Origin of the sequence: Tritonibacter sp. SIMBA_163 (genome assembly GCF_046535935.1) — a bacterium.
Lineage (GTDB): Bacteria > Pseudomonadota > Alphaproteobacteria > Rhodobacterales > Rhodobacteraceae > Epibacterium > Epibacterium scottomollicae.
The window spans coordinates 87,747-110,340 of sequence record NZ_JAWJBP010000003.1 but is presented as its reverse complement, the minus strand read 5'-3'; the positions used below and the strand labels follow the sequence as shown (position 1 = coordinate 110,340).

General features: G+C 64.3%; 20 protein-coding genes. 14 read left to right on the top strand and 6 right to left on the bottom strand.

What is annotated here, in order from left to right:
* Window positions 1-22 precede the first annotated feature (22 nt).
* On the top strand, window positions 23-367 hold the full coding sequence (locus tag R0J92_RS07435; protein ID WP_106161491.1) for a YbaB/EbfC family nucleoid-associated protein: 345 nt from the start codon (window positions 23-25) through the stop codon (window positions 365-367).
* Between the two features lie 150 nt (window positions 368-517).
* Window positions 518-1,117 (top strand): recombination mediator RecR, encoded by a 600-nt coding sequence (gene recR / locus R0J92_RS07430; RefSeq protein ID WP_106161489.1) that lies wholly within the window; start codon window positions 518-520, stop codon window positions 1,115-1,117.
* Window positions 1,118-1,333: 216 nt separating this feature from the next.
* On the opposite strand, the gene ltaE is transcribed toward recR, so the two are convergent.
* The 3 genes from ltaE to R0J92_RS07415 all read right to left on the bottom strand — a co-directional run bounded on the left by ltaE (window position 1,334) and on the right by R0J92_RS07415 (window position 4,694).
* A complete protein-coding gene (gene ltaE, locus R0J92_RS07425; RefSeq protein ID WP_411051238.1) occupies window positions 1,334-2,383 on the bottom strand; it encodes a low-specificity L-threonine aldolase in 1,050 nt (349 codons plus the stop codon).
* A gap of 173 nt (window positions 2,384-2,556) precedes the next feature.
* Window positions 2,557-3,885 carry an aspartate aminotransferase family protein gene (locus tag R0J92_RS07420; protein WP_411051237.1) on the bottom strand — a complete coding sequence of 443 codons (1,329 nt, stop codon included), beginning with the start codon at window positions 3,883-3,885 and terminating at the stop codon, window positions 2,557-2,559.
* A complete protein-coding gene (locus R0J92_RS07415; protein ID WP_411051236.1) occupies window positions 3,882-4,694 on the bottom strand; it encodes a 3-keto-5-aminohexanoate cleavage protein in 813 nt (270 codons plus the stop codon). The genes R0J92_RS07420 and R0J92_RS07415 overlap by 4 nt, the downstream gene beginning before the upstream one ends.
* 290 nt (window positions 4,695-4,984) lie before the next feature.
* Here R0J92_RS07415 and R0J92_RS07410 point away from each other — a divergent pair, with 290 nt between their 5' ends.
* On the top strand, window positions 4,985-6,385 hold the full coding sequence (locus R0J92_RS07410; RefSeq protein ID WP_106161483.1) for an aspartate aminotransferase family protein: 1,401 nt from the start codon (window positions 4,985-4,987) through the stop codon (window positions 6,383-6,385).
* A 103-nt stretch (window positions 6,386-6,488) separates the two neighbouring features.
* Window positions 6,489-7,070: a GNAT family N-acetyltransferase gene (locus R0J92_RS07405; RefSeq protein ID WP_411051235.1), complete on the top strand. Its 582-nt coding sequence runs from the start codon at window positions 6,489-6,491 to the stop codon at window positions 7,068-7,070.
* A gap of 221 nt (window positions 7,071-7,291) precedes the next feature.
* Here the strand turns inward: R0J92_RS07405 and R0J92_RS07400 are convergent, their stop codons facing one another.
* Window positions 7,292-8,323: a permease gene (locus R0J92_RS07400; RefSeq protein WP_411051234.1), complete on the bottom strand. Its 1,032-nt coding sequence runs from the start codon at window positions 8,321-8,323 to the stop codon at window positions 7,292-7,294.
* Entirely contained in the window at window positions 8,316-8,639 is a 324-nt protein-coding gene (locus tag R0J92_RS07395) for an ArsR/SmtB family transcription factor (protein WP_411051233.1), read from the bottom strand. Before R0J92_RS07395 ends, R0J92_RS07400 begins: the two co-directional genes overlap by 8 nt.
* A gap of 196 nt (window positions 8,640-8,835) precedes the next feature.
* Here R0J92_RS07395 and R0J92_RS07390 point away from each other — a divergent pair, with 196 nt between their 5' ends.
* The 10 genes from R0J92_RS07390 to R0J92_RS07345 all read left to right on the top strand — a co-directional run bounded on the left by R0J92_RS07390 (window position 8,836) and on the right by R0J92_RS07345 (window position 21,577).
* Window positions 8,836-10,302 carry a PLP-dependent aminotransferase family protein gene (locus R0J92_RS07390; RefSeq protein ID WP_106161475.1) on the top strand — a complete coding sequence of 489 codons (1,467 nt, stop codon included), beginning with the start codon at window positions 8,836-8,838 and terminating at the stop codon, window positions 10,300-10,302.
* A gap of 312 nt (window positions 10,303-10,614) precedes the next feature.
* Window positions 10,615-12,393 (top strand): sulfoacetaldehyde acetyltransferase, encoded by a 1,779-nt coding sequence (xsc, locus tag R0J92_RS07385; RefSeq protein ID WP_411051232.1) that lies wholly within the window; start codon window positions 10,615-10,617, stop codon window positions 12,391-12,393.
* Between the two features lie 5 nt (window positions 12,394-12,398).
* The gene (locus tag R0J92_RS07380) at window positions 12,399-13,151 is read left to right on the top strand and encodes a TSUP family transporter (RefSeq protein WP_411051231.1); all 753 of its coding nucleotides are present in this window, start codon (window positions 12,399-12,401) and stop codon (window positions 13,149-13,151) included.
* Complete coding sequence (locus tag R0J92_RS07375; protein ID WP_411051230.1) at window positions 13,148-14,302, top strand: acetate/propionate family kinase; 1,155 nt, start codon at window positions 13,148-13,150, stop codon at window positions 14,300-14,302. The genes R0J92_RS07380 and R0J92_RS07375 overlap by 4 nt, the downstream gene beginning before the upstream one ends.
* Before the next feature lie 196 nt (window positions 14,303-14,498).
* On the top strand, window positions 14,499-15,509 hold the full coding sequence (locus R0J92_RS07370; protein WP_411051410.1) for a YeiH family protein: 1,011 nt from the start codon (window positions 14,499-14,501) through the stop codon (window positions 15,507-15,509).
* A 24-nt stretch (window positions 15,510-15,533) separates the two neighbouring features.
* Entirely contained in the window at window positions 15,534-18,356 is a 2,823-nt protein-coding gene (locus R0J92_RS07365; protein ID WP_411051229.1) for a molybdopterin oxidoreductase family protein, read from the top strand.
* A 91-nt stretch (window positions 18,357-18,447) separates the two neighbouring features.
* Window positions 18,448-19,254, top strand: a complete 807-nt coding sequence (locus tag R0J92_RS07360; protein WP_411051228.1) for a 4Fe-4S dicluster domain-containing protein — start codon at window positions 18,448-18,450, stop codon at window positions 19,252-19,254.
* Window positions 19,254-20,144: a dimethyl sulfoxide reductase anchor subunit family protein gene (locus R0J92_RS07355; protein ID WP_411051227.1), complete on the top strand. Its 891-nt coding sequence runs from the start codon at window positions 19,254-19,256 to the stop codon at window positions 20,142-20,144. The genes R0J92_RS07360 and R0J92_RS07355 overlap by 1 nt, the downstream gene beginning before the upstream one ends.
* 84 nt (window positions 20,145-20,228) lie before the next feature.
* Window positions 20,229-20,690, top strand: coding sequence for a carboxymuconolactone decarboxylase family protein (locus R0J92_RS07350; RefSeq protein WP_411051226.1), 462 nt, complete (start codon window positions 20,229-20,231; stop codon window positions 20,688-20,690).
* On the top strand, window positions 20,687-21,577 hold the full coding sequence (locus R0J92_RS07345) for a sigma-70 family RNA polymerase sigma factor (RefSeq protein WP_411051225.1): 891 nt from the start codon (window positions 20,687-20,689) through the stop codon (window positions 21,575-21,577). The genes R0J92_RS07350 and R0J92_RS07345 overlap by 4 nt, the downstream gene beginning before the upstream one ends.
* A 125-nt stretch (window positions 21,578-21,702) precedes the next feature.
* Here R0J92_RS07345 and dapA read toward each other — a convergent pair whose 3' ends face one another.
* Window positions 21,703-22,575 (bottom strand): 4-hydroxy-tetrahydrodipicolinate synthase, encoded by an 873-nt coding sequence (gene dapA, locus R0J92_RS07340; protein ID WP_106161458.1) that lies wholly within the window; start codon window positions 22,573-22,575, stop codon window positions 21,703-21,705.
* Between the last annotated feature and the right edge of the window lie 19 nt (window positions 22,576-22,594).

The following is a 22,594-nucleotide window of genomic DNA, read 5'->3' as shown; positions in this document are numbered from 1 at the left end:
CTGACATCAGGAGTGATAGGATATGTTCAAAGGCCTAGGTGGCCTCGGCGATATGGCCGGGATGATGAAAAAAGCCCAGGAAATGCAATCCAAGATGGGTGAAATGCAGGACGAGCTGCATAACATCATGGTGGTGGGCGAAGCGGGCGCGGGCCTTGTGAAGGCAACCGCATCCGCAAAGGGCGATCTGAAATCGCTCGACATCGACCCGTCGATCTTCAACGGCGACGACAAGGAAGTGGTCGAGGACCTGATCCTCGCCGCGGTGAAGGACGCGCAGGCCAAGGCGGCCGAACGCGCGCAGGATGAGATGACCAAGCTGTCCGAAGGCCTCGGCCTGCCCAAAGACATGAAGCTGCCGTTCTGATCCGCTGCGCTCAGACGGACGAAAGGCGGCCTTTGGGTCGCCTTTTTTCATGTGATAGGCCCATGTGATCCGCGGGGCGCATGCGACATGGGGCTTGCACTGCGGCGGATGATGCGCACTACTCGAACATAAGAAGAACAGGGCAATTCCATGGCCGAGCATGACGTGAGTGATATCGAGGCGTTGATCGCCCTGATGGCAAAGATGCCGGGGCTGGGGCCGCGTTCCGCCCGGCGCGCGGTACTGCATCTTATCCGCAAGCGCGCGCTGGTGCTGACACCGCTGGCAGACGCCATGAGCCGGGTGGCGGAGACCGCGCGCGAGTGTCTGAACTGCGGCAACGTGGGCACCAGCGACATCTGTGCGCTCTGCGAGGATGAGACCCGCGCCAATGGCGAGCTGTGCGTGGTGGAGGATGTGGCCGATCTCTGGGCGATGGAGCGCGCCGGCGTGTTCAAGGGTCGCTACCACGTGCTTGGCGGCACGCTCTCGGCGCTGGACGCGGTGGGGCCGGAAGATCTGCGCATCCCGCGGCTGGTGGACAGGGTGGCAACCGAAGCGGTGAGCGAGGTGATCCTGGCGCTCAATGCCACCATCGACGGTCAGACCACGGCGCATTACATAGTCGACCAGCTGGAAGGACGGGTGAAGCTGACCTCGCTGGCGCAGGGCGTGCCGATCGGCGGCGAGCTGGACTACCTCGATGACGGAACGATTTCCGCAGCCCTTAGGGCGCGCAAAGAGATCTAGGCAACTGCCCCCGGGCCGTATGTGGCTCAGGCTGAGGAGACGCTCCCGCGCGTTTTCGATCTGGCGATCTCACCTCCTTGGGGGTGGCATCGCGTGCCCAAGGGGCACGCGATGCGCGCCGCGCCACAGGCGCGGCGCCCGGCCCAACGCCGGGCGGGGCAGCTGTGCTGCATCAACCGGGGGCGGGAGACCCTCCCCATCACAGCTCGCACAACCTCAGCTGAGATGCGCCTTGAGCCCTGCAAGAGTGGCGGCAAACCCGTCGTCGGTGACATCCTTGTGCAGCACCATGCGGATTGCCCCCGTGCCCCCGGCGGAGATCACCACGCCCTGTTTGGCCAGCGCCATGCCAAGCGCGGCATTCTCGCCCGTTGCGGGCGTGAAGAACACCATGTTGGTATCCTGCTCCACAGATCCTGCCCCGAGGTCGCGCAGGGCGGAGGCCAGGGCCTCCGCCCGGGCATGGTCTTCGGCCAGTCGCGCCACGTTGTGATCCAACGCATGCAGCCCCGCTGCGGCCAGAACACCCGCCTGCCGCATGCCGCCGCCGACCATCTTGCGCCAGCGGCGGGCCCGGTCGATCAGATCCGCAGGCCCAACTAGAACCGAGCCCACCGGAGCACCCAGCCCTTTGGAGAGACAGATCGAGACCGTATCAAAGCGCCCGGCGATCTCCGTCAGCTCACAGCCCAATGCTGTCGCCGCGTTGAACACCCGCGCACCGTCCAGATGCACCGACAGCCCGGCAGCCCGTGCCGGTGCGATGCACTCATCCAGCCGCGCCAGAGACACCGCCTTGCCGTTGTGGGTGTTTTCCAGCGACAGCAGGCGGGTGATCGGATGATGGGAATCATCCTCTTTCACCGCCGCAGCAATCTCTGCCGGACGCAGGCCGCCATCCTCGGACACTCCAAGAGGATCCAGCACGATCCCGCCCAGCGCCGAGGCGCCGCCGGCCTCGTATTTGTAGACATGATAGCCGCGCCCGGTGAGGATCTCCTCGCCGCGCCCGCAATGGGCCAGCAGGGCGACAAGGTTGCTCTGGGTGCCGGTGGGCAGGAACAGCGCCGCCTCCTTGCCGGAGCGTTCGGCCAGAGCTGCCTCCAGCCGATTGACGTTTGGATCCTCGCCATAAACGTCATCACCGACCTCTGCCGCCGCCATCGCCGCGCGCATGGCAGCATCCGGGCGGGTCACGGTGTCGCTGCGCAGATCACAGATCACCTCTGCAATATTTGCTCCGGGCGTTTGTGAATATTGGCTCATGGTCATCGTCCTTTTGCTCTCGCCCCGACCGTGACCGGTGGCGTATTCCGCTTTGGCCGCATATTGAAACCAAGGCCCGCCAAGGTGCAATGGTTGCCAGCGTTGCAAGTACAATCCAGCCCTGCCTTCACCTGCGCACTTCGCCCTCCCTGCTCAGAGGTCGCACAACGGCCTCACCCTGCTGACAAGGCCCGACCAAGCGCATCTGACAGTTTATCGGTCAATTCGCCGACCTGCGCCTCACTGAGAATGAACGGCGGCGCCAGGAGGATATGATCCCCGTTGCGACCATCCCGCGTGCCAGCCATCGGATAACAGATCAAACCGGCTTCCAGCGCTGCGTGTTTCACTCGCGCGGCCAAGCCCCGCGCAGGATCAAACGGGGTCTTGTCGTCGCGATCCGCCACCAGTTCCAAACCACGGAACAGGCCGCGGCCCCGGATGTCCCCAACATGCGGGTGCTGACCAAACCGGTCGACCAGAGCCGCCTGCAGCACCTCGCCCATGCGGGCGCAGCGGGCAACCAGATCGCGTTCCTGCATCTGGGTCACCACCGCCAGCCCGGCCGCAGTCGCCACCGGATGACCGATATAGGTGTGACCATGCTGGAAGAACCCCGAGCCACTCGCGATGGCATCGTAGATCTCCGCCGAACACAGCATCGCCCCGATGGGCTGGTAGCCCGCGCCAAGCCCCTTGGCGATGCAGAGGATATCTGGCGCGACCCCATCCGCCTCGCAGGCAAACAGATGCCCGGTGCGTCCCATGCCACACATCACCTCATCCAGGATCAGCAACACGCCGTATTGATCGCAGATCTCGCGGACGCGCTTGAAATAGCCGTCGACCGCCGGCACCGCCCCCAGGGTCGCCCCGACCACCGGTTCCGCCATGAAGGCCATGACCGTCTCCGGTCCCAGCCGCAGGATTTCTGCCTCCAGTTCATTGGCCACCCGTTGACCGTAGTCAAAGCGGCTCTCGCCCTCGGTGCGGTCCACATATTCATAACAGGGCGCGATATGCGACACGCCGATCAGCAGCGGATCAAATTGCTGCCGTCGCCACGCATTGCCCCCCGCCGCCAGCGCACCAAGCGTGTTGCCATGATAGCTCTGCCGCCGCGCAATCAGATGACGGCGCTGCGGCTCCCCCCGTTCGAGATGATACTGGCGGGCAAGCTTGATCGCCGCTTCCGTGGCCTCCGACCCGCCGGAGACAAAATAGACCCGGTCCAGCGTGCCGGGCGCTTCGGAGATCAACAGATCCGCCAAAGCCTCTGCCGGCTGCGATGTCATAAATCCAGTGTGAGCGAAGGCCAGCGTCTCAACCTGCGCCTTGACCGCTTCGATCACCGCAGCATCGGAATGCCCCAGACAGGAGACCGCCGCGCCGCCAGAACCATCAAAGTAGCGTTTGCCATTGGCGTCAATGAGGTAGCAACCTTCGCCCGCGACGGCGGTGGGCAGGTCGGATGTGCTGTGACGGGGAAAGACATGGCTCATGAGAAATCTCGCAGGGTTGTGTCCGGGGTAGCAGCCAGTGGAACAAGGCGATGACCCTGCGCCTCTGCCAAGTTGAGGAAAGCCGCGGCCGAAGCTGCATTGTCCGCCCATGGCGCGGCATCCTGTGCGCCAAGGCTGTTTTCAAAGCCGATCCTGACCTGTCCTCCCGCCGTGATGGCGGCCAGCAGGCAGGCATGTTCCTCGGGACCAAAGGCACAGAGGGTCCACCTCAGCTGCAACGGCGCGATCTCCTTTAGAAACGCTGGCAGCATCGCGGCGCGTGCGGGCTGTCTGGTGGCATATTGGCCAAGCACCAGGATCGCGTCACGCATCTGCAGCGGCACAGTTCCGTCCTTGTACCATGCCTTGAGCTGCGCCACGCAGGCGGGTGAATAGAGGATGTGCTGCACCTCAGTGCCCGCCTCGGCACAAAGCGCATAGACCCGCGCCGCCAGTCCGGCATCGCGTGCCATCTCGCGCACCGATACAGACGCTGCCGCCGGGCGCAGCGTCTCGAGGCAGGCCAGTTGTGCGGGCACGTCAAAAAGACCAGCACTCTCTGTGGTGATCTGCACGCCCATGGTGGGTGCGCTCTCTGCGACCGCCGCGATGGCCGCGCGGTAGCGCCCGGCATCCAGCGAATGCACGCCCTCACCGTCCCGCACATGCAGGTGTAGAGCCTGCACGCCAAGCACATGGCAGGCCCGCGCGGTCTCGGCGATCTCAGCCGTCGTCACCGGCAGCGCGGGATGATCCGCCTTGCCCCGTCGTGCCCCATTCGGGGCGACCATCATCGTGAATTCCACCATCGTTCCGGCCCTCTTACCGATCTGCCCCAGCCCGTCATCATCGCCAGAGCCCCTGTGTGTCGCACCGACTGTGACCCTTCGCACGTATGTGCTCAAGCCGCACAGAGCAGCACAAACGTTCTTTCCCACTCATCATCTCTGTCAGAATGGCAACCCGGACCTGTGGCCTCAAACCTCAGGGTCAACTGGACCTATTCCGAATGGCGGAATTGTCCTTTGCTGTTCAAGGACAGAGTGTGTCCGCCAGCCGGACGATTCTCACCGCTTTTCCAGAATGAAAGGAACATGTCATGCACGGCACGTTCACCGATAACGACCTCAGCCATGTGATCGACGCCGACAAGGCGCATGTCTGGCACCATCTGGTACAGCACAAGCCGTTTGAATCCTCCGATCCGCGCATCATTGTCGAGGGCAAGGGCATGCGCGTCTGGGATCAGAACGGCAAGGAATGGCTCGATGCGGTGTCCGGCGCGGTCTGGACCGTCAACGTGGGCTATGGCCGCGAAAGCATCTGCAAGGCGGTCTACGATCAGATGATGAAGATGTGCTATTTCGCACAAGCAGCGGGGTCGGTCCCCGGCGCGCTCTATGCTGAGAAGCTGATCGAAAAGATGCCCGGCATGTCGCGGGTCTATTATTGCAACTCCGGCTCGGAAGCGAACGAGAAAGCCTTCAAGATGGTGCGCCAGATCGCGCACAAGAAGTATGGTGGCAAGAAAACCAAGATCCTCTACCGCGACCGTGATTACCACGGCTCCACTCTGGCGGCAATGTCCGCGGGCGGTCAGGACGAGCGCAACGCGCAATACGGCCCCTTCGCGCCGGACTTTGTGCGCGTGCCGCATTGCATGGAATACCGCAAGCACGAGCTGGGGCTGGAACATCTGTCCGGTGAGGCGTTCGGCATCGCCGCCGCCAACCTGATCGAAGAGGTCATCCTGCGTGAAGGCCCGGACACTGTCGGTGCGCTCTGCCTGGAGCCGGTCACCGCAGGCGGTGGCGTAATCGAGGCGCCCGAGGGCTATTGGCCGCGCGTGCAGGAGATCTGCAAGCAATATGACGTGCTTCTGCACATCGACGAGGTGGTCTGCGGCATCGGTCGCACCGGCACCCATTGGTTCGGCTACCAGCATTACGGCATCAAGCCCGACTTCGTGACCATGGCCAAGGGCGTCGCCTCCGGCTACGCGGCCATCGCCTGCATGGTCGCCACCGAGGAGGTCTTTGACCTGTTCAAGGACGACCCGTCGGACAAGATGAACTATTTCCGCGACATCTCCACCTTTGGCGGCTGCACCGCAGGCCCGGCGGCGGCGCTGGAGAACATGCGCATCATCGAGGACGAGAACCTGCTGGAAAACTGCACCGCCATGGGCGCGCGCATGATGTCCAACCTGCAGGCCTTGCAGGAAAAACACGCGGTCATCGGCGATGTCCGCGGCAAGGGGCTGTTCCTCGGCGTCGAGCTGGTCTCGGATCGCGACAGCAAGGAGCCGGTGGACGAGACGCTGGCCCAAAAAGTGGTGGCCGAATGCGGCAACCACGGGGTGATCATCGGCGTCACCAACCGCTCGGTGCCGGGGCGCAACAACACGCTGTGTTTCTCCCCCGCGCTGATCGCCACCGCCGACGACATCGACCAGATCACCGATGCGGTGGACAAGGCATTGACCACGGTCTTTGGCTGATCTCGCAAATTGGATCGGCAAGAATTGCAAAAGGTGGCCCTTTAGATGGGGCCACCTTTTCTGCATCTGGACGGGAGAGATAATCTTTCGAAAGGCCAGGCCCATGTGGATGACCCCGACCGAACTGCAGAGCGAGACCGCAAGCCTCGTTCCCCTGTCCCACGATCATGCGCCGGATCTGGCCGAGGCCGCAGCCGATGGCGAGCTTCATCGCCTCTGGTACACCGCCGTACCCGCGCCCGACGGGGTCGCGGCCGAAATCCGCCGCCGTCTGGCCTTACAGGAGGCGGGCAGCATGGTCCCCTTCGCCATCCTCGACGCATCAAACCGCGCGGTGGGCATGACCACCTTCATGAACATCGACCAGGCCAATCACCGGGCAGAGATCGGCTCCACCTGGTATCGTAAATCGGTGCAGCGCACCGGCCTCAACACCGCGATCAAACAGCTGATGCTTTCCCATGCGTTTGACACAAAGGACGCCATCGCGGTCGAGTTTCGCACCCATGTGCTGAATCGCCAGAGCCGCGCCGCCATCGAACGCCTTGGCGCAAAGCTCGACGGCATTCTGCGGGCGCATAGCATCCTGCCCAATGGCACCCTCCGCGACACCGCCGTCTATTCGATCACCGCCGCCGAATGGCCCATGGTGCGCGCCAACCTTGCCCATATGGCAGCGCGCTGACAGCACATGCGGGTCAGGGAGGCCGAAAGGCCCCGCCCGTTCGGGCGGCTTGTCCTTGACGCGCTTTCCCATCCCAAAATGGAAAACGGCTCTGACGGGCAGACCTGCCCGTCAGAGCCATCTCAGCAGCTCCTGCGCCGAAGGCGCGCGGCCCAACGACTCATGCTGCACGCGCTAGTGTGCATCGTGAGTCGGCGGGAGTACCCCGCCGAGCCGTCCCGTCAGATCATCTGGAACACCACGCCCGACAGGATCGCGCCGGAGACCCCAAGCCCCAGATACATCGCAAACACCCGCGGTTTCACCAGTGACCAGACCGCCGCCATCGCCGGGATCGAGCTGACCGCGCCCGCCACCATGAAGGCCAGCGCCGCGCCAGCACTCATGCCTTGGGTCATCAGCCCCGCCAGCAGCGGCGGCGCGACATAGGAGTTCAGATAGGCCGGCATGCCCACCAACGCGGCCGTGGCGATCGGCACGATGCCCTCGCCACCCACCAGCGAGGCAATCCACTCGGGGCGAACGTAAGTCACCAGCAGCGCCTCGAGCACATAGGCAAAGGCCAACCATTTCAGCAGGAACAGCCCGTTCTCAATGAACTCCTTGCGGAAGGTCGCACGGCGATCCTCTTCCTGCCAGAACCGCCAGTTGGGCTGCTGCTCAATCTTGGGCGTGCCACTGCCGCAGCAGCTCTTGACCGGCGCTTTTTTCAACGGCTGGACAAACAGCCCACCACTGCGCAGCGCCTTGATGATGAAGCCGCCGAACAGGCCCAGCGCCACCGCGCTCACTGCCTTGGCGATCGCAAAGGGCCAGCCCAGCGCCGCAGCTGTAATCAGCAGCGTCGGCGGGTCGATCAGGGGCGAAGACAGCCAGAACGCCATCACCGCCGCAAGCGGTGCGCCCAGCGCCAGAAGCCCGGCGATGAAGGGAATGACCTCGCAGGAACAGAACGGCGCCAGCCCGCCCAGGAGCGCGGCAAAAAAGATCATCCGTGTTTCGCGCCCGACAAAGGCCCGCGCCACCAGCGCCTCGGCCCCGGTGGCCTTGAGATAGGCCAGCAGTGTCACCGCAAAGAGAATGTACTTCGAGGTCGACAGCAGTGCAGCGGCGGCAAAGCTCAGCACGGGGACAAAATTCGCCATATCCAGCACCGCCACCGCCAACAGGATCAGCGCGCCGATGGTCCAGGGGCTTTGCAGCCAGCTCCAGGCGATGCGTGCCGGACGTTGTGAAACAGATGTATCAGCCATCGTTGGCAACCCTTCCGGCAAGCCCTGCACCCGCATCCTGACAGCATTCGCTGAGGATGAAGCCCGCAAGGCGTTCGAGATGTGTGAAATTGGCGCGGCAAATAGTGCTGCGCCCGGCTTTTTCCTGCGCCACCACATCGGCGGCGGCGAGGAATTTCAGGTGATGCGCCAATGTCGAGGCGGCGATGCCCGTGCGGTCGCGGATCTCTCCGACCGTCAACCCGGCTTCCCCGGCGCGTACCAGGACACGCAGCACCTCCAGGCGGGCCTCGGACCCCATCGCAGAAAATCCCTGCGCGGCAAGTGATGGATCCATGTCGGATCTCCTCATTCGATTCGATAAAACTAGTTTTATGGTTTTATAGGGCATGTCGCAAGCGGCAATCCATACCGCGCAGGTCTGCCCGCCTACCCCGCTGTCTTTGCGGCAAGAATTGGCGCCGACGCAAAAAACTGCCCGCATCCGCACGGTCCAGATTGCTTTGCACATAAGTCCAGAATAGGCTCTGGCGATGGCTATTTCCGTCGAAACCTTTTTCCTCAACCCGGACGCACAGGGCACGCTGCAGGCGCAGATCCAAGAGATGATCGCCGCCGGCATCCTCTCGGGTCGGTTCCGCGCCGAAGAAAAGCTGCCCTCCTCGCGCAAGCTGGCCGCCCATCTCGGGGTCAGCCGCATCACCGTGACGCTGGCCTATACGGAACTGGTGGCCAACGACTACCTGACCGCGCGGGGACGGTCGGGCTTTTTTGTCTCCGGAACCGCTCCGGTGCCGCCCTCCTTTTCGCCGACCGAAAAGGGGCAGGAAACAGTCGATTGGGCCGGCACCATCACCCGCCAGTTCACCGGTGGCGACACCCCGCGCAAGCCCAAGGATTGGCGCAGCTACCGCTATCCGTTCATCTACGGGCAGGCGGATGCCACGCTGTTCGACCATGCCAACTGGCGGCTTTGTGCGCTGCGGGCACTGGGGCAAAAGGATTTTGCCGCCATGACCGGCGACTACTTCGACCAGGACGACCCGCTGCTGATCGAATATATCGCCCGCCACACCCTGCCGCGCCGCGGCATCATCGCCCGCCCGGAGGAGATCCTGATCACGCTGGGGGCGCAAAACGCGCTCTGGATCGTGGTCCAGTTGCTATTGCAGCAGGGGCGCAAGGCGGCGATCGAGGATCCCAGCTACTACACCTTGCGCGACCAGCTGGGCCACACCGGCTGCGCGCTCGATGTGATCGGGGTGGACAGCGACGGCCTGCCGCCGGAACAGATCGCGGCGGACACGGATGTGGTCTTCACCACCCCCAGCCATCAGAGCCCGACCACGGCCACCATGCCGATGGCGCGACGCAAGGCGCTGCTGAGCCGCGCCAAGGAGATCGACGCCATCGTGGTCGAGGATGACTACGAGTTCGAGATGTCCTTTCGCGCGCCGCCCTCGCCCGCGCTCAAGTCGATCGACAGCGACGGGCGGGTGATCTACCTCGGCAGTTTCTCGAAATCGCTGTTTCCGGGGCTGCGGCTGGGCTACCTCGTGGGGTCGGAGCCCTTCATCCGTCAGGCCCGCGCGCTGCGGGCCAATGTGCTGCGCCACCCGCCCGGTCATATCCAGCGCACGGTGGCCTATTTCCTATCACTGGGTCACTACGACGCGCAGATCCGCCGCATGGCGCGGGTGCTGCAGGAACGGCGCGCGGTGCTGGAGGAGGCGATCTCCAGCCACGGCTTAATACCTGCAAACCGCAGCCTCTACGGTGGCTCGTCGCTGTGGATGCAGGCGCCAGCGCATGTCGACATGGGCCGCGCCGCCGAAGACCTGCGCGCCAACAGCGTGATCATCGAACCCGGCGCGCCCTTCTTCTCTACCGAGACCCGGCGACATAATTTCTACCGGCTCGGCTACTCCTCCATCGCCAGCGAGCGCATCCCGCAAGGGGTGGCCCATGTGGCAGAGGCAATCCGCAACGCCCGCCCGTGAGTACCCGGGCAAAGGGGGAGCTCCCGCCCCTTCGACGGCGCATCACAGATGCACCGCTCAGGGTTGGGCCCGGCGCCGCGCAAAGCGCGGCGCCGGGCCCAACGGGACGATATGGTCCGCCAGGACCATGGAGGACGGGCGGGAGCCCCCCGCGATCACGCCTTTGCTCAGCCCCGATCCCGGGCAGACCAGCCGCTGGAGCTACGGCACCGGAGAACTGGCCCTAACGTCACCCTCAAGCGCCGCCTAAACCGGAATAAAGACGATCAGCGCCGGCCGCATCGGACCGCCGGGCAAACGGGAGACCGCATCATGCGCATGACCACCGAAGAAGCCTTTGTCAAAACTCTGCAGATGCATGGCATCGAACACGCCTTTGGCATCATCGGCTCTGCCATGATGCCGATCTCCGACCTGTTCCCCAAAGCCGGGATCACCTTCTGGGATTGCGCCCATGAAGGCAGCGCCGGCATGATGGCGGATGGCTACACGCGGGCGACAGGCAAGATGTCGATGATGATCGCCCAGAACGGCCCCGGCATCACCAACTTCGTCACCGCCGTCAAAACCGCCTATTGGAACCACACGCCGCTCTTGCTGGTCACCCCGCAGGCCGCCAACAAGACCATCGGTCAGGGTGGGTTCCAGGAGGTCGAGCAGATGAAACTGTTCGAGGACATGGTGGCCTATCAGGAAGAGGTTCGCGACCCGTCCCGCGTGTGCGAAGTTCTGAACCGCGTCATTATGCAGGCCAAGCGCGCCTCCGCCCCGGCACAGCTGAACATCCCACGCGATATGTGGACTCAGGTGATCGACGTGGTGATGCCCGCCATCGTCGAGTTCGAACGTCCCGCAGGCGGCGAAAGCGCCCTTGCGCAGGCCGCCGACCTGCTGTCGAACGCCAAAAACCCGGTGATCCTGAACGGCGCCGGTGTGGTGCTGTCCAAGGGCGGCATCGACGCCTCCATGGCGCTGGCGGAACGGCTCGATGCGCCGGTCTGTGTCGGCTACCAGCACAACGACGCCTTCCCCGGCTCGCACCCGCTGTTTGCCGGTCCTCTGGGCTATAACGGCTCCAAGGCGGGCATGGACCTCATCAAGGAGGCCGATGTGGTGCTCTGCCTCGGCACCCGTCTGAACCCGTTCTCGACCCTTCCCGGCTATGGCATGGACTATTGGCCCGCGGCGGCCAAGATCATCCAGGTCGACATCAACCCGGACCGCATCGGCCTGACCAAGACCGTCTCGGTCGGCATCATCGGCGATGCAGCCAAGGTGGCCACCGGCATCCTGGGCCAATTGTCCGACACTGCTGGCGACGCCGGCCGCGACGCCCGCAAGGCCAAGATCGCCGAGACCAAATCCCGCTGGGCACAGCAGCTGGCTTCTATGGATCACGAGGACGACGATCCCGGCACCAGCTGGAACCAGCGCGCCCGCGCCGACAAGCCTGACTGGATGAGCCCGCGCATGGCCTGGCGCGCGATCCAGTCCGCCCTGCCGAAAGAGGCGATCATCTCGTCGGACATCGGAAACAACTGCGCCATTGGCAACGCCTACCCGTCGTTTGAGGCGGGGCGCAAATACCTCGCACCGGGTCTTTTTGGCCCCTGCGGCTACGGCCTGCCCGCCATAATGGGGGCCAAGATCGGCTGCCCGGACACGCCGGTGGTGGGCTTTGCCGGCGACGGTGCATTCGGCATCGCGGTGAACGAGCTGACGGCGATCGGTCGCGAGGAATGGCCCGCGATCACTCAGGTGGTATTCCGCAACTACCAATGGGGGGCGGAGAAACGAAACTCCACCCTGTGGTTCGACGACAACTTTGTCGGCACCGAGCTGGACACCAAGGTCACCTACGCCGGGATCGCCAATGCCTGCGGCCTCAAGGGCGTTGTCGCCCGCAGCATGGACGAGCTGACCTCCGCCCTGCATCACGCCATCGAGGACCAGAAGAACGGCATCACCACCTTGATCGAGGCGCTGATCAACCAGGAGCTGGGCGAGCCGTTCCGTCGCGATGCGATGAAGAACCCGGTTGAGGTCGCGGGCATTTCCGCCGATGACATGCGCCCGCAGGAAGGCGCCTGACGCCAATGACGCTGGCCCTGCCCTTTGATTTGACCACTGGACAGGGCCTGTTCCTTGCGGTCGCGCTGTTTGGCGCGGCGGCGATCCGGGGCTATTCCGGCTTTGGCTTTTCCGCCATCTTCATCGTCTTGGCGGCGCTGACCACCAACCCGCTGCCACTGATCCCGGTGGTGTTTTCCTGCGAAATCGCCATGACTGCATTTCAGGCGCGCGGCATCCGCGCCCATGTGGACTGGCGCCGGGCGGGTGCGCTGTTGTTGGGCGCGGCGCTGGCGGTCGTCCCCGCCGTCGCGATCATGGCGCGACTTGATCCCGTGCAGGCGCGGCTGGCGGTGTCCGCTCTGATCCTGTTGCTCAGCCTGATCCTGCTCAGCGGCTGGCAGCTCAAACGACCCATCGGCGCGCTGGGTCACACCGGGGTCGGCGTGATCTCCGGCACCGCCAATGCCGCCGGGGTCGGCGGCTTGCCAACGGCGGCGTTCCTGTCGGCGCAAGCGATGACGCCCTCCAGCTTTCGTGCCACCATGATCGTGTTTCTGACCGGCATCGACCTGATGGCGCTACCCACCATGTCGGCGCACGGGTTGGTCACCGGCGAGACGGCAGTGGCGGCGTTGATGGCCTTTCCCATTCTCGGCGCAGGGGTCTGGCTTGGCAGCCAGGGGTTTGCCCGCGCTAATCCGGCCGGGTTCCGGCGCAAGGTGGTGATCCTGTTGGCCACGCTTGCAGCGCTGAACATTCTGAAGGTGGCGCTATGACCGCGCCATCGGATATTCTGGTGCTGAACACCGGCTCGTCGTCGGTGAAATTCGCGGTCTTCGATGCGCAGCTGCAAGAACGGCTCAGCGGTGTCGCTGATGGCATCGGCGGTGCCGGCCAGCTGCGCATTGGCGCTGAAGGCGAAGCCGTGGCCCTGCCCGATCATCGCCATGCGCTGTCGGCGGTGCTAGCGCGGCTGGCACACGACGGCATCGGCCCTGAAGCGCTGCGCGCGGTCGCCCACCGCGTGGTCCATGGCGGCACCCAATTGACCGCCCCGACACGTATCACACCCGAGGTCCGCGCGCAGATTGCCGCCTGCGTGCCACTGGCCCCTTTGCACAACCCACATGCGCTGTCCGCGATTGATGCCCTCGACCATCTCGCGCCCAAGCTGCCGCAATATGCCAGCTTCGACACCGCCTTTCACGCCACTGCGCCGGAGGTGGCGCAACGCTACGCCCTGCCGCCCGAGGCCGAGGCGCTGGGGCTGCGCCGTTACGGATTTCACGGGCTGTCCTATGCCGCGCTGTGTCGTCGCCTGCCGGAGATCTCCGGCACGCCACTGCCCACACGACTGTTGGCCTTTCACCTCGGCAATGGCGCCTCCATCTGCGCCATTGAGGGCGGTCAGTCAGTGGCCACCACCATGGGCTATTCCCCACTCGAAGGCCTGACGATGGGCACGCGGGTCGGCACGCTGGACGCCAATGCGACCCTGCGACTGGTGGAGGAGATCGGCCTCACACAGACCAGAAACCTGCTGAACAGAAAATCCGGCCTTGCGGGATTGTCCGGCGGGCTGTCCGACATGCGCGCGCTGGAGGAGGCCGACACCCCGGAGGCACGCTTTGCCATCGCGCATTTCTGCTATTGGGCGATCCGGCATGGACACAGCCTGATCGGAGCCATGGGCGGCTGTGACGCCATCGCCTTTACCGGCGGCATCGGAGAAAACGCCGACGGCATCCGGGCGCGTATCCTTGCCGGGTTCTCATGGCTCGGCTGCATCCCGGACCCGCACCGCAATGCCGAAAACGCCGCCTGCCTGACCTTCGCAGACAGTCAGCCCTCCGCTTGGATCGTGCCCGCAGAAGAGGAACGCCAGATCGCCATGCACGCGTGCGCATTGATCGCTGACACCCAATGAGAGGCGAAACAAATGTCCTCCTCTTTTCAAAAACGCAGAACAGAACTACCACTTATGGCAGGTAAATTAGCCAATTGTTTCACCTTGCGAGGGCGGCGCAAATTGCTACACAAATGATACACCAATTCCCTGCCTGTGCTTGCGCACATCACATCCCGAAGGCCATCCCTTGATCGACACCCTCCTGCCCGCCCGCCTGTCTTCCACGATCCAGACCTTTCGTATCGGCGCGAAGGCGCTTTTTCCCGGCGTTGCAGTTTCGATCATCGTCGCGGTCACCGCACAGTTTCTGGCAGAGCATTACGCGACCCCTGCGATGTTGTTGGCGCTGCTTCTGGGAATCGCGGTCAGCTTCCTGGGCGAGGAGGGGCGCACGGTGCCCGGCGTGGCGTTTTCAGCACGAACGCTGCTTAGGCTCGGCGTGGCGCTACTGGGCGTGCGGGTGTCGATGATGGTGCTGGCGGGCCTTGGCCTGCCGCTGATCCTGCTGACCGCGGGCGGCGTGGTGGCCACCATCGGCTTTGGCCTCCTGATCGCGCGGTTCTTCGGCCACGGCTGGCGTTTTGCCCTGCTGACTGCCGGGTCCGTGGCGATCTGCGGCGCGTCGGCAGCGATGGCGATCGCCGCGATCCTGCCGCGCGACGAACGCAGCGAACAGCGGCTGATCTTCACCGTCATGGGCGTCACCGTCCTGTCGACTGTTGCTATGATCGCCTACCCGATCCTCGCCCGGTTCATGGAGTTCGACCACATCCAGGCCGGGGTCTTCCTCGGCGGCACTATCCACGATGTGGCGCAGGTGGTCGGCGCGGGCTTCTCCATCTCTGAGGAGACCGGCGACACCGCAACGTTGGTCAAGCTGATCCGCGTGTCGATGCTGGCGCCGGTGGTGCTGGTGGCCTCCTTGATGATCCGCAGCCGGTTAGAGGCACCCTCGGATGGCAAGCAACCCCCGCTGCTGCCCGGGTTCGTCATCGCCTTCATCGCGCTGGCCGCACTCAATTCCTTCGGTCTCATTCCGCCCGCGCTGAGCGATTTCCTCAGCGCCTGCTCGCGTTGGCTGTTGCTGATCGCCATTGCCGCCGTCGGCATGAAGAGCAACCTCAAGCAGGTGCTCTCTGTCGGCGGTGCTGCCATCGCGCTCTTGATTGTCGAAACATTGTTTATTGCCGTGGTCATACTGACAGGGATCACGCTTTTGACCTGAGGGACGAAATTTAAGGGAGGCCAGATGACATTCCAGCAACCCGAGGTGGACACCTCGCCGCCGGTCTCGGACGAGATCCGCAAGACGACCTGCTACATGTGCGCCTGCCGCTGTGGCATCAATGTGCACATGAAGGCGGGCAAGGTCGCCTACATCGAGGGCAACCGCGACCATCCGGTCAACAAGGGCGTGCTCTGCGCCAAGGGCTCTGCCGGGATCATGCAGCACAACGCCCCCTCCCGTCTGCGCGCGCCCTTGAAACGTGTGGGCCCGCGCGGGTCCGGCGAATTTGAGGAAATCTCCTGGGACGAAGCACTCGACATCGCGCAGGGCTGGCTGGAGCCGTTGCGCAAGAATCACCCCGAAAAGCTGGCGTTCTTTACGGGGCGTGACCAGTCGCAAAGCTTCACCGGCTTCTGGGCGCAGAACTTTGGCACCTGCAACTACGCGGCGCATGGCGGGTTTTGTTCCGTCAACATGGCCACGGCGGGCATCTACACCATGGGTGGTGCCTTCTGGGAGTTCGGCCAGCCCGACTGGGATCATACCAAACTGTTCCTGCTGTTTGGCGTTGCCGAGGATCACGACAGCAACCCGATCAAGATGGGCATCGGCAAGATCAAGGCACGCGGCGCACGGGTGATCGGCGTCAACCCGATCCGCACCGGCTATAACGCGGTGGCGGATGACTGGGTCGGCATCACCCCCGGCTCCGACGGGCTGTTCATCCTGTCGCTGGTGCATGTGCTGATGAAGGCGGGCAAGATCGACCTCGACTATCTCAGCCGCTACACCAACGCGCCGGTGCTGGTGAACCAGGACAAGGACAGCGCCGACTTTGGCCTGTTCCTGCGCGATGATCACGGCGCACCCCTGGTGATCAACCGCAAGACCGGCCAGCTGGCACCCTTCGACATGCATGGCGTGCGCCCTGACCTCAATGGCAGTTTCCAGATGGGCGATGTCACCCATGTCTCGGTCTTCCGGCTGATGGCGGAGCAATATCTGTCAGACGACTACGCCCCGGAAGCGGTGGCAGAGCGCTGCGGCATCCCCGCCCCGCGTATCCGCGCCATCGCTGCCGAAATTGCCCGCGTCGCCTTTGACGAAGCGTTCGAGCTGGACCGTGAATGGACCGATTTCCGCGGAGAGACCCACAAGACCATGGTAGGCCGTCCGGTCTCCATGCATGCGATGCGCGGCGTCTCCGCCCATGCCAACGGCTTTCAGACCTGCCGGGCGCTGCATGTTCTGCAGATCATCCTCGGCACGGTGGAGGTCCCCGGCGGCTTTCGCTTCAAACCGCCCTATCCCAAACCCGCCACTGCACATCCACCGCCCCACTGCCGCGTCACGCCGGGCAAACCACTGGACGGCCCGCACTTGGGCTTCGTGCAGGGGCCGGAGCATCTGGCGCTGCTCAATGACGGCAGCCCGGCGCGCATCGACAAGGCGTTCACCTGGGAGAACCCGATGTCCAGCCACGGGCTGATGCATATGGTGATCTCCAACGCCCATGCAGGTGACCCCTACAAGATCGACACGCTGTTCCTCTACATGGCAAACATGGCGTGGAACTCCTCGATGAACACCCAGGGTGTCATGGAGATGCTGACCGACACCGACGAGAACGGCGACTATGTCATCCCGCATCTGATCTACTCGGATGCCTATAGCTCAGAAATGGTCGCCTATGCCGATCTGATCCTGCCCGACACCACCTATCTGGAACGCCACGACTGCATCTCGCTGCTTGATCGCCCGATCTGCGAGGCGGACGGCGCGGCTGACGCGATCCGCTGGCCGGTGGTGGAGCCAGACCGCGACGTCCGCGGTTTCCAGTCCGTGCTGGTCGACCTTGCCAACCGGATGAAGCTGCCCGGCTTCACCAACGAGGACGGCAGCGCGAAATACCAAGACTACGCCGATTATATCGTCAACCACCAGCGCAAGCCCGGCATCGGCCCGCTTGCGGGCTTTCGCGGCGACGGCACCGAAACGGGACGCGGCGCGCCCAACCCGGACCAGCTCGACCGCTATATCGAGAACGGCGGCTTTTTCCTCAAGCACATCCCCGAGGACGCCAGCTACTACAAACCTTGGAACATGGCCTATCAGGACTGGGCGGTGGAGCTCGGCCTGTTCGACGCGCCGCAACCCTATCTGTTCCAGCTCTATGTGGAGCCGCTGCGCAAGTTCCAGCTGGCGGCCGAAGGCCACGGCGAGCGCCAGCCCCCCGACCACCTGCGCGACCGCATCCAAGACACCATGGCGCCGCTGCCAATCTGGTACGACACCGACCAACAAGGCAACGCGGGCTTCACCGTCAACGCCCTCACCCAGCGCCCGATGGCGATGTATCATTCCTGGGGCAGCCAGAACGCCTGGCTCCGCCAGCTTCATGGCCACAACCCGCTCTATGTGCCCACCAAACTGATGCGCGACACAGGGCTTGAAGACGGCGACTGGGCCCGCGTCACCTCTCCTCATGGCGAAATCACCGTGCCCGTGATGGAAATGGCAGCCCTCAATGAAAACACCGTCTGGACCTGGAACGCCATCGGCAAGCGCAAGGGCGCCTGGGCCCTCACCGAAGACGCCCCCGAAGCCACCAAAGGCTTCCTGATGAACCACCTGATACACGAGCTGCTGCCGCCCAAGGGCGACGGGCTGCGGTGGGCCAATTCCGATCCCGTTACCGGACAGGCCGCTTGGTTCGACCTCAAGGTCAAACTGGAAAAAGCCGCCCCGCCAAAGGACCTCACCCAAAGCCAGCCCGAGACCCCTCCCCAAGCCTCCCCGGTCGGCGCAGGCCCCGGCACCCTCACATGGAAGGTCGGCAAATGACCTCCAAACCCTTTCATCTTTTTGAAAATACCTCGGGGTCCGGGGCCGCGCCCCGGTCCTGCACCCACCTCACAGACGGAGGCCCGACCCGATGACCGACCTCCCCACCGAAACCACCCGCAAGATGGGTCTGGTGATCGATCTCGACACCTGCGTCGGCTGCCATGCCTGCGTGATCTCCTGCAAGGGCTGGAACACCGAAAACTACGGCGCGCCGCTCTCCGATCAGGACGCCTATGGCGCTGATCCCTCGGGTACCTTCCTCAACCGTGTGCATTCCTACGAGGTGCAGCCAGAGGCCTGCGGCACAGACCCCGCCCCCGCCGCCCAGCTGATCCACTTCCCGAAATCCTGCCTGCACTGCGAAGACGCCCCCTGCGTCACCGTCTGCCCCACCGGCGCCAGCTACAAACGGGGGGAAGACGGCATCGTGCTGGTCAACGAGAGCGACTGCATCGGCTGTGGCCTCTGCGCCTGGTCCTGCCCCTACGGGGCGCGCGAACTCGATCTTGCCGCCGGGGTGATGAAGAAATGCACCCTATGCGTGGATCGGATCTACAACGAAAACCTCCCCGAAGAGGACCGCGTGCCCGCCTGCGTGCGCACCTGCCCCGCCGGTGCACGCCATTTCGGCGACCTCGGCGACCCGACGTCGGATGTCTCGCAATTGGTCGCGGAGCGCGGCGGCATGGACCTGATGCCCGAACAGGGCACCAAGCCGGTGAACAAATACCTGCCGCCCCGCCCCAAGGACACGCTCGCCGCGCAGGGCATGGAACAGGGCGCGGGCGACATCGACCTCCTCGCGCCCCTGCTGGCCCCCGTCACCGAGGAGGCGGGAGGCTTTCTCGGCTGGCTCGACCGTGCCTTGGACAAACTGCCCGGAGGACAGAACTGATGCATCCGGCCCCTTCCGTCATCGCCTTCACCACCCTCTCCGGGCTTGGCTTCGGCCTGTTGTTCTTCCTCGGCCTTGGGCTGCCTGCGGTCACCGGCTGGGTGGCCTTTGTGTTCTACGCCATCGCCTATGCACTGGCAGTCGGCGGGCTCTTGGCCTCCACCTTGCACCTCGGACGTCCAGAACGGGCGTGGAAGGCGTTTTCGCAATGGCGCAGCAGCTGGCTCTCGCGTGAGGGCTGTTGCGCGGTGGCCGCCCTGCTGACCATGGGCCTCTACGCTATTGGGGCGATCTTCCTCGAAACCCACTGGCCGCTCATCGGCGCGCTTGGCGCAGCGCTCAGCATCGGCACCGTCTTCACCACCTCGATGATCTACGCCCAGCTCAGGACGGTGCCGCGCTGGAACATGATCCCACTGACCCCGGCGCTGTTCCTGACCCTGTCGCTTGCCGGCGGCGCCCTGCTGGCCGGGCAAGAGAGCAAGGCAACGGGGCTTCTGGTGCTCGCCGGGCTTACCCTGCTGGCCTATTGGCATCAGGGGGATCGCGCCTTTGACACCTCCGGCACGACGATGGCCAGCGCCACCGGCCTCGGCACCGGTGGTCAGGTGCGCGCGTTTGAGCCGCCCCATACTGGCACCAATTACCTGCTGCGCGAATTTGTGCATCAGCTCGGCCGCAAACATGCCGCCCGGCTGCGGGTGATCGGCTTTGTGCTGGCGATCATGCTGCCGCTCCTGTGCCTGGCGCTGCCGGTTGGTGGACTGGCGCTGAAACACGCCCTCGCGGGCCTTGCCGTGCTGTCCCATATCATCGGTGTCGCCTGCACCCGCTGGCTGTTCTTTGCCGAAGCCGAACATGTGGTCGGGCTTTATTACGGCAAACGCTGAAAAAAATCTCCCCCCGCGTGTCACAGCGCGCGGGGCTGGCTCGTCCTGTTTGCGTCCCCTCTGACTGAGAAAGGAACAGGACCCATGACCCAACGTCTCGACCAGTTTGCCGCTGCCGGTGATCTCTTCAAACCGATGATGGAGCAGGAAGAGCTGCTGAAGGCCTCCGGCCTCGACATGACCATCATCGAACTGGTGAAGCTGCGCGCCAGCCAGATCAACGGCTGTGCCTTCTGCATCCACATGCACACCCATGACGCCCGCAAGATGGGCGAAAGCGAGGACCGCATGCATCTGCTGCCCGCCTGGCGCGAAAGCACTCTTTACTCAGCGCGCGAACAGGCCGCCCTTGCCTGGACCGAGGCGCTGACCCTGGTGGCGGCGACGGCCGCCCCCGATGAAGACTACGCGCTGGTGGAGGCGCAGTTCTCGCCGCGTGAACAGGTGGCTCTGACGCTGCTGATCGGCGCGATCAACGCGTGGAACCGCATTGCCATCGGCTTTCGCACGCCGCATCCTGTGACCAAGGAGACCAACGCCGCGTGAGCCACAAGCCACAGGATATGGGAGCCGATGTGTTCCTGACCGCGCGGCCGCGATTGTTCGCGGTCGCCTACCGCATGCTGGGCAGCGTTGCGGATGCGGAGGACGTGCTGCAGGAGGCCTTCCTGCGCTGGCAGTCCGCGCCGCAGGACGAGGTCCGCGATGCCACCGGCTATCTGGTGCGGGTGGTGACGCGGCTCTGTCTCGATCAGCTGAAATCGGCGCGGGTGAAGCGCGAGTCCTATACCGGCGCCTGGCTGCCGGAACCCTTGCTGACCGAGGATCCGACCGAGCGGCTGGACCATGATGTCTCGGTGGCGCTGCTATTGGCGCTGGAGCGGCTAACGCCGCTGGAACGCGCCGCGTTTCTGCTGCATGACGTGTTTGGCAACAGCCACGACGAGGTGGCCGCGGCGCTTGATCGCAGCCCTGCCGCCTGCCGCCAGCTGGTGTCACGCGCACGCCGCCACGTGCAGGCGGAGCGCCCCCGCACATCTGTCCCGCCCGAAGAGGGCCGCGCCCTGACCGAAGCCTTCTTTCGCGCTTCCAAGACCGGCGACATGGCAGCGCTGACACAGCTTCTGGCGCAGGATGTGGAGCTGGTCAGCGATGGCGGCGGCAAGGTTCTGGCGACCCTGAACCCAATCTACGGGCGCGCCAAGGTGATGCGATTGGCCGAGGGGCTGGCGCGCAAGTCCGGCGCCCATCTGCCGCCGCGCTGGCGCTTTGCCATGCTGAACGGGCTGCCCGCGATCCTCAGCCTGGAACCGGAAGGGTTGGTGCAGGCCACCGCGCTGGAAATTCGCGAGGGGCGGATCACGAAGGTCTATGTGATCCGCAACCCGGAGAAGACCCGACATCTGGCGGCAGCCCTGCAACTGCAAAACTGAGGACAGCGCCCTCCGGGGGAGGCTCAGGCGCTGTCCGGCCTGTCGGCCAGATGGGAGATCTGCCTAAACACCAACAGCCCCGGACGAACCGGGGCTGCTGGTATCAGACGACGAAAGAGAAGAGCTCAGAGCAGACCGGCATGCACCATGGCCGCGTCGATCTTCGCCTTGGTGCTGTCCTCAAGCCCGGTCAGCGGCGAGCGCACTTCCTCGGAACACAGACCCAGCTTCGACATGCCGTATTTCGCACCCACCAGGCCCGGCTCGATAAAGATCGCCTCATGCAGAGGCATCAGCCGGTCCTGATACTCCAACGCGGTCTTGTAGTCGCCCGCCAGCGTCGCCGCCTGGAATTCGGCGCAGAGCTTCGGCGCCACGTTTGCGGTGACCGAGATACAGCCGACGCCACCATGGGCGTTAAAGCCCAGAGCGGTGGCATCCTCGCCGGACAGCTGGATGAAATCCGCACCACAAGAAGCCCGCTGCTGGCTCACCCGCTCCAGCTTGCCGGTGGCATCCTTGACGCCGATGATGCGCGGCAGTTTTGCCAGCTCACCCATGGTGGCAGGGGTCATGTCCACCACCGAGCGCGGCGGGATGTTGTAGATGATGATCGGAATATCGGCGCAGTCATGCAGCGCGGTGAAATGCGCGATCATGCCACGTTGGGTCGGCCTGTTGTAATAGGGGGTCACGACCAATGCGCAGTCCGCACCGACTCGCTCGGCATACTCGACAAAACGAATCGCCTCGACGGTGTTATTGGACCCGGCGCCGGCAATCACCGGCACGCGACCTGCGGCGGTTTCCACCACCACCTTGATCACCAGTTCATGCTCTTCATGGCTCAGGGTGGGGCTTTCGCCAGTGGTGCCGACGGGAATCAGCCCGGTCGAACCTTCGGCAATATGCCATTCCACCAAGTGTTTGAGCGTATCCAGATCCAACTCACCATTGCGAAACGGGGTGACGAGGGCTGGCATAGAGCCTGTGAACATGGGAACGCTCCAATTCGAG

Coding starts and splice junctions, on each gene's coding strand:
- R0J92_RS07435 (WP_106161491.1), top strand. CDS start 23: ATGTTCAAAGGCCTAGGTGGCCTCGGCGATATGGCCGGGATGATGAAA.
- recR (WP_106161489.1), top strand. CDS start 518: ATGGCCGAGCATGACGTGAGTGATATCGAGGCGTTGATCGCCCTGATG.
- ltaE (WP_411051238.1), bottom strand. CDS start 2,383: ATGAGCCAATATTCACAAACGCCCGGAGCAAATATTGCAGAGGTGATC.
- R0J92_RS07420 (WP_411051237.1), bottom strand. CDS start 3,885: ATGAGCCATGTCTTTCCCCGTCACAGCACATCCGACCTGCCCACCGCC.
- R0J92_RS07415 (WP_411051236.1), bottom strand. CDS start 4,694: ATGGTGGAATTCACGATGATGGTCGCCCCGAATGGGGCACGACGGGGC.
- R0J92_RS07410 (WP_106161483.1), top strand. CDS start 4,985: ATGCACGGCACGTTCACCGATAACGACCTCAGCCATGTGATCGACGCC.
- R0J92_RS07405 (WP_411051235.1), top strand. CDS start 6,489: ATGTGGATGACCCCGACCGAACTGCAGAGCGAGACCGCAAGCCTCGTT.
- R0J92_RS07400 (WP_411051234.1), bottom strand. CDS start 8,323: ATGGCTGATACATCTGTTTCACAACGTCCGGCACGCATCGCCTGGAGC.
- R0J92_RS07395 (WP_411051233.1), bottom strand. CDS start 8,639: ATGGATCCATCACTTGCCGCGCAGGGATTTTCTGCGATGGGGTCCGAG.
- R0J92_RS07390 (WP_106161475.1), top strand. CDS start 8,836: ATGGCTATTTCCGTCGAAACCTTTTTCCTCAACCCGGACGCACAGGGC.
- xsc (WP_411051232.1), top strand. CDS start 10,615: ATGCGCATGACCACCGAAGAAGCCTTTGTCAAAACTCTGCAGATGCAT.
- R0J92_RS07380 (WP_411051231.1), top strand. CDS start 12,399: ATGACGCTGGCCCTGCCCTTTGATTTGACCACTGGACAGGGCCTGTTC.
- R0J92_RS07375 (WP_411051230.1), top strand. CDS start 13,148: ATGACCGCGCCATCGGATATTCTGGTGCTGAACACCGGCTCGTCGTCG.
- R0J92_RS07365 (WP_411051229.1), top strand. CDS start 15,534: ATGACATTCCAGCAACCCGAGGTGGACACCTCGCCGCCGGTCTCGGAC.
- R0J92_RS07360 (WP_411051228.1), top strand. CDS start 18,448: ATGACCGACCTCCCCACCGAAACCACCCGCAAGATGGGTCTGGTGATC.
- R0J92_RS07355 (WP_411051227.1), top strand. CDS start 19,254: ATGCATCCGGCCCCTTCCGTCATCGCCTTCACCACCCTCTCCGGGCTT.
- R0J92_RS07350 (WP_411051226.1), top strand. CDS start 20,229: ATGACCCAACGTCTCGACCAGTTTGCCGCTGCCGGTGATCTCTTCAAA.
- dapA (WP_106161458.1), bottom strand. CDS start 22,575: ATGTTCACAGGCTCTATGCCAGCCCTCGTCACCCCGTTTCGCAATGGT.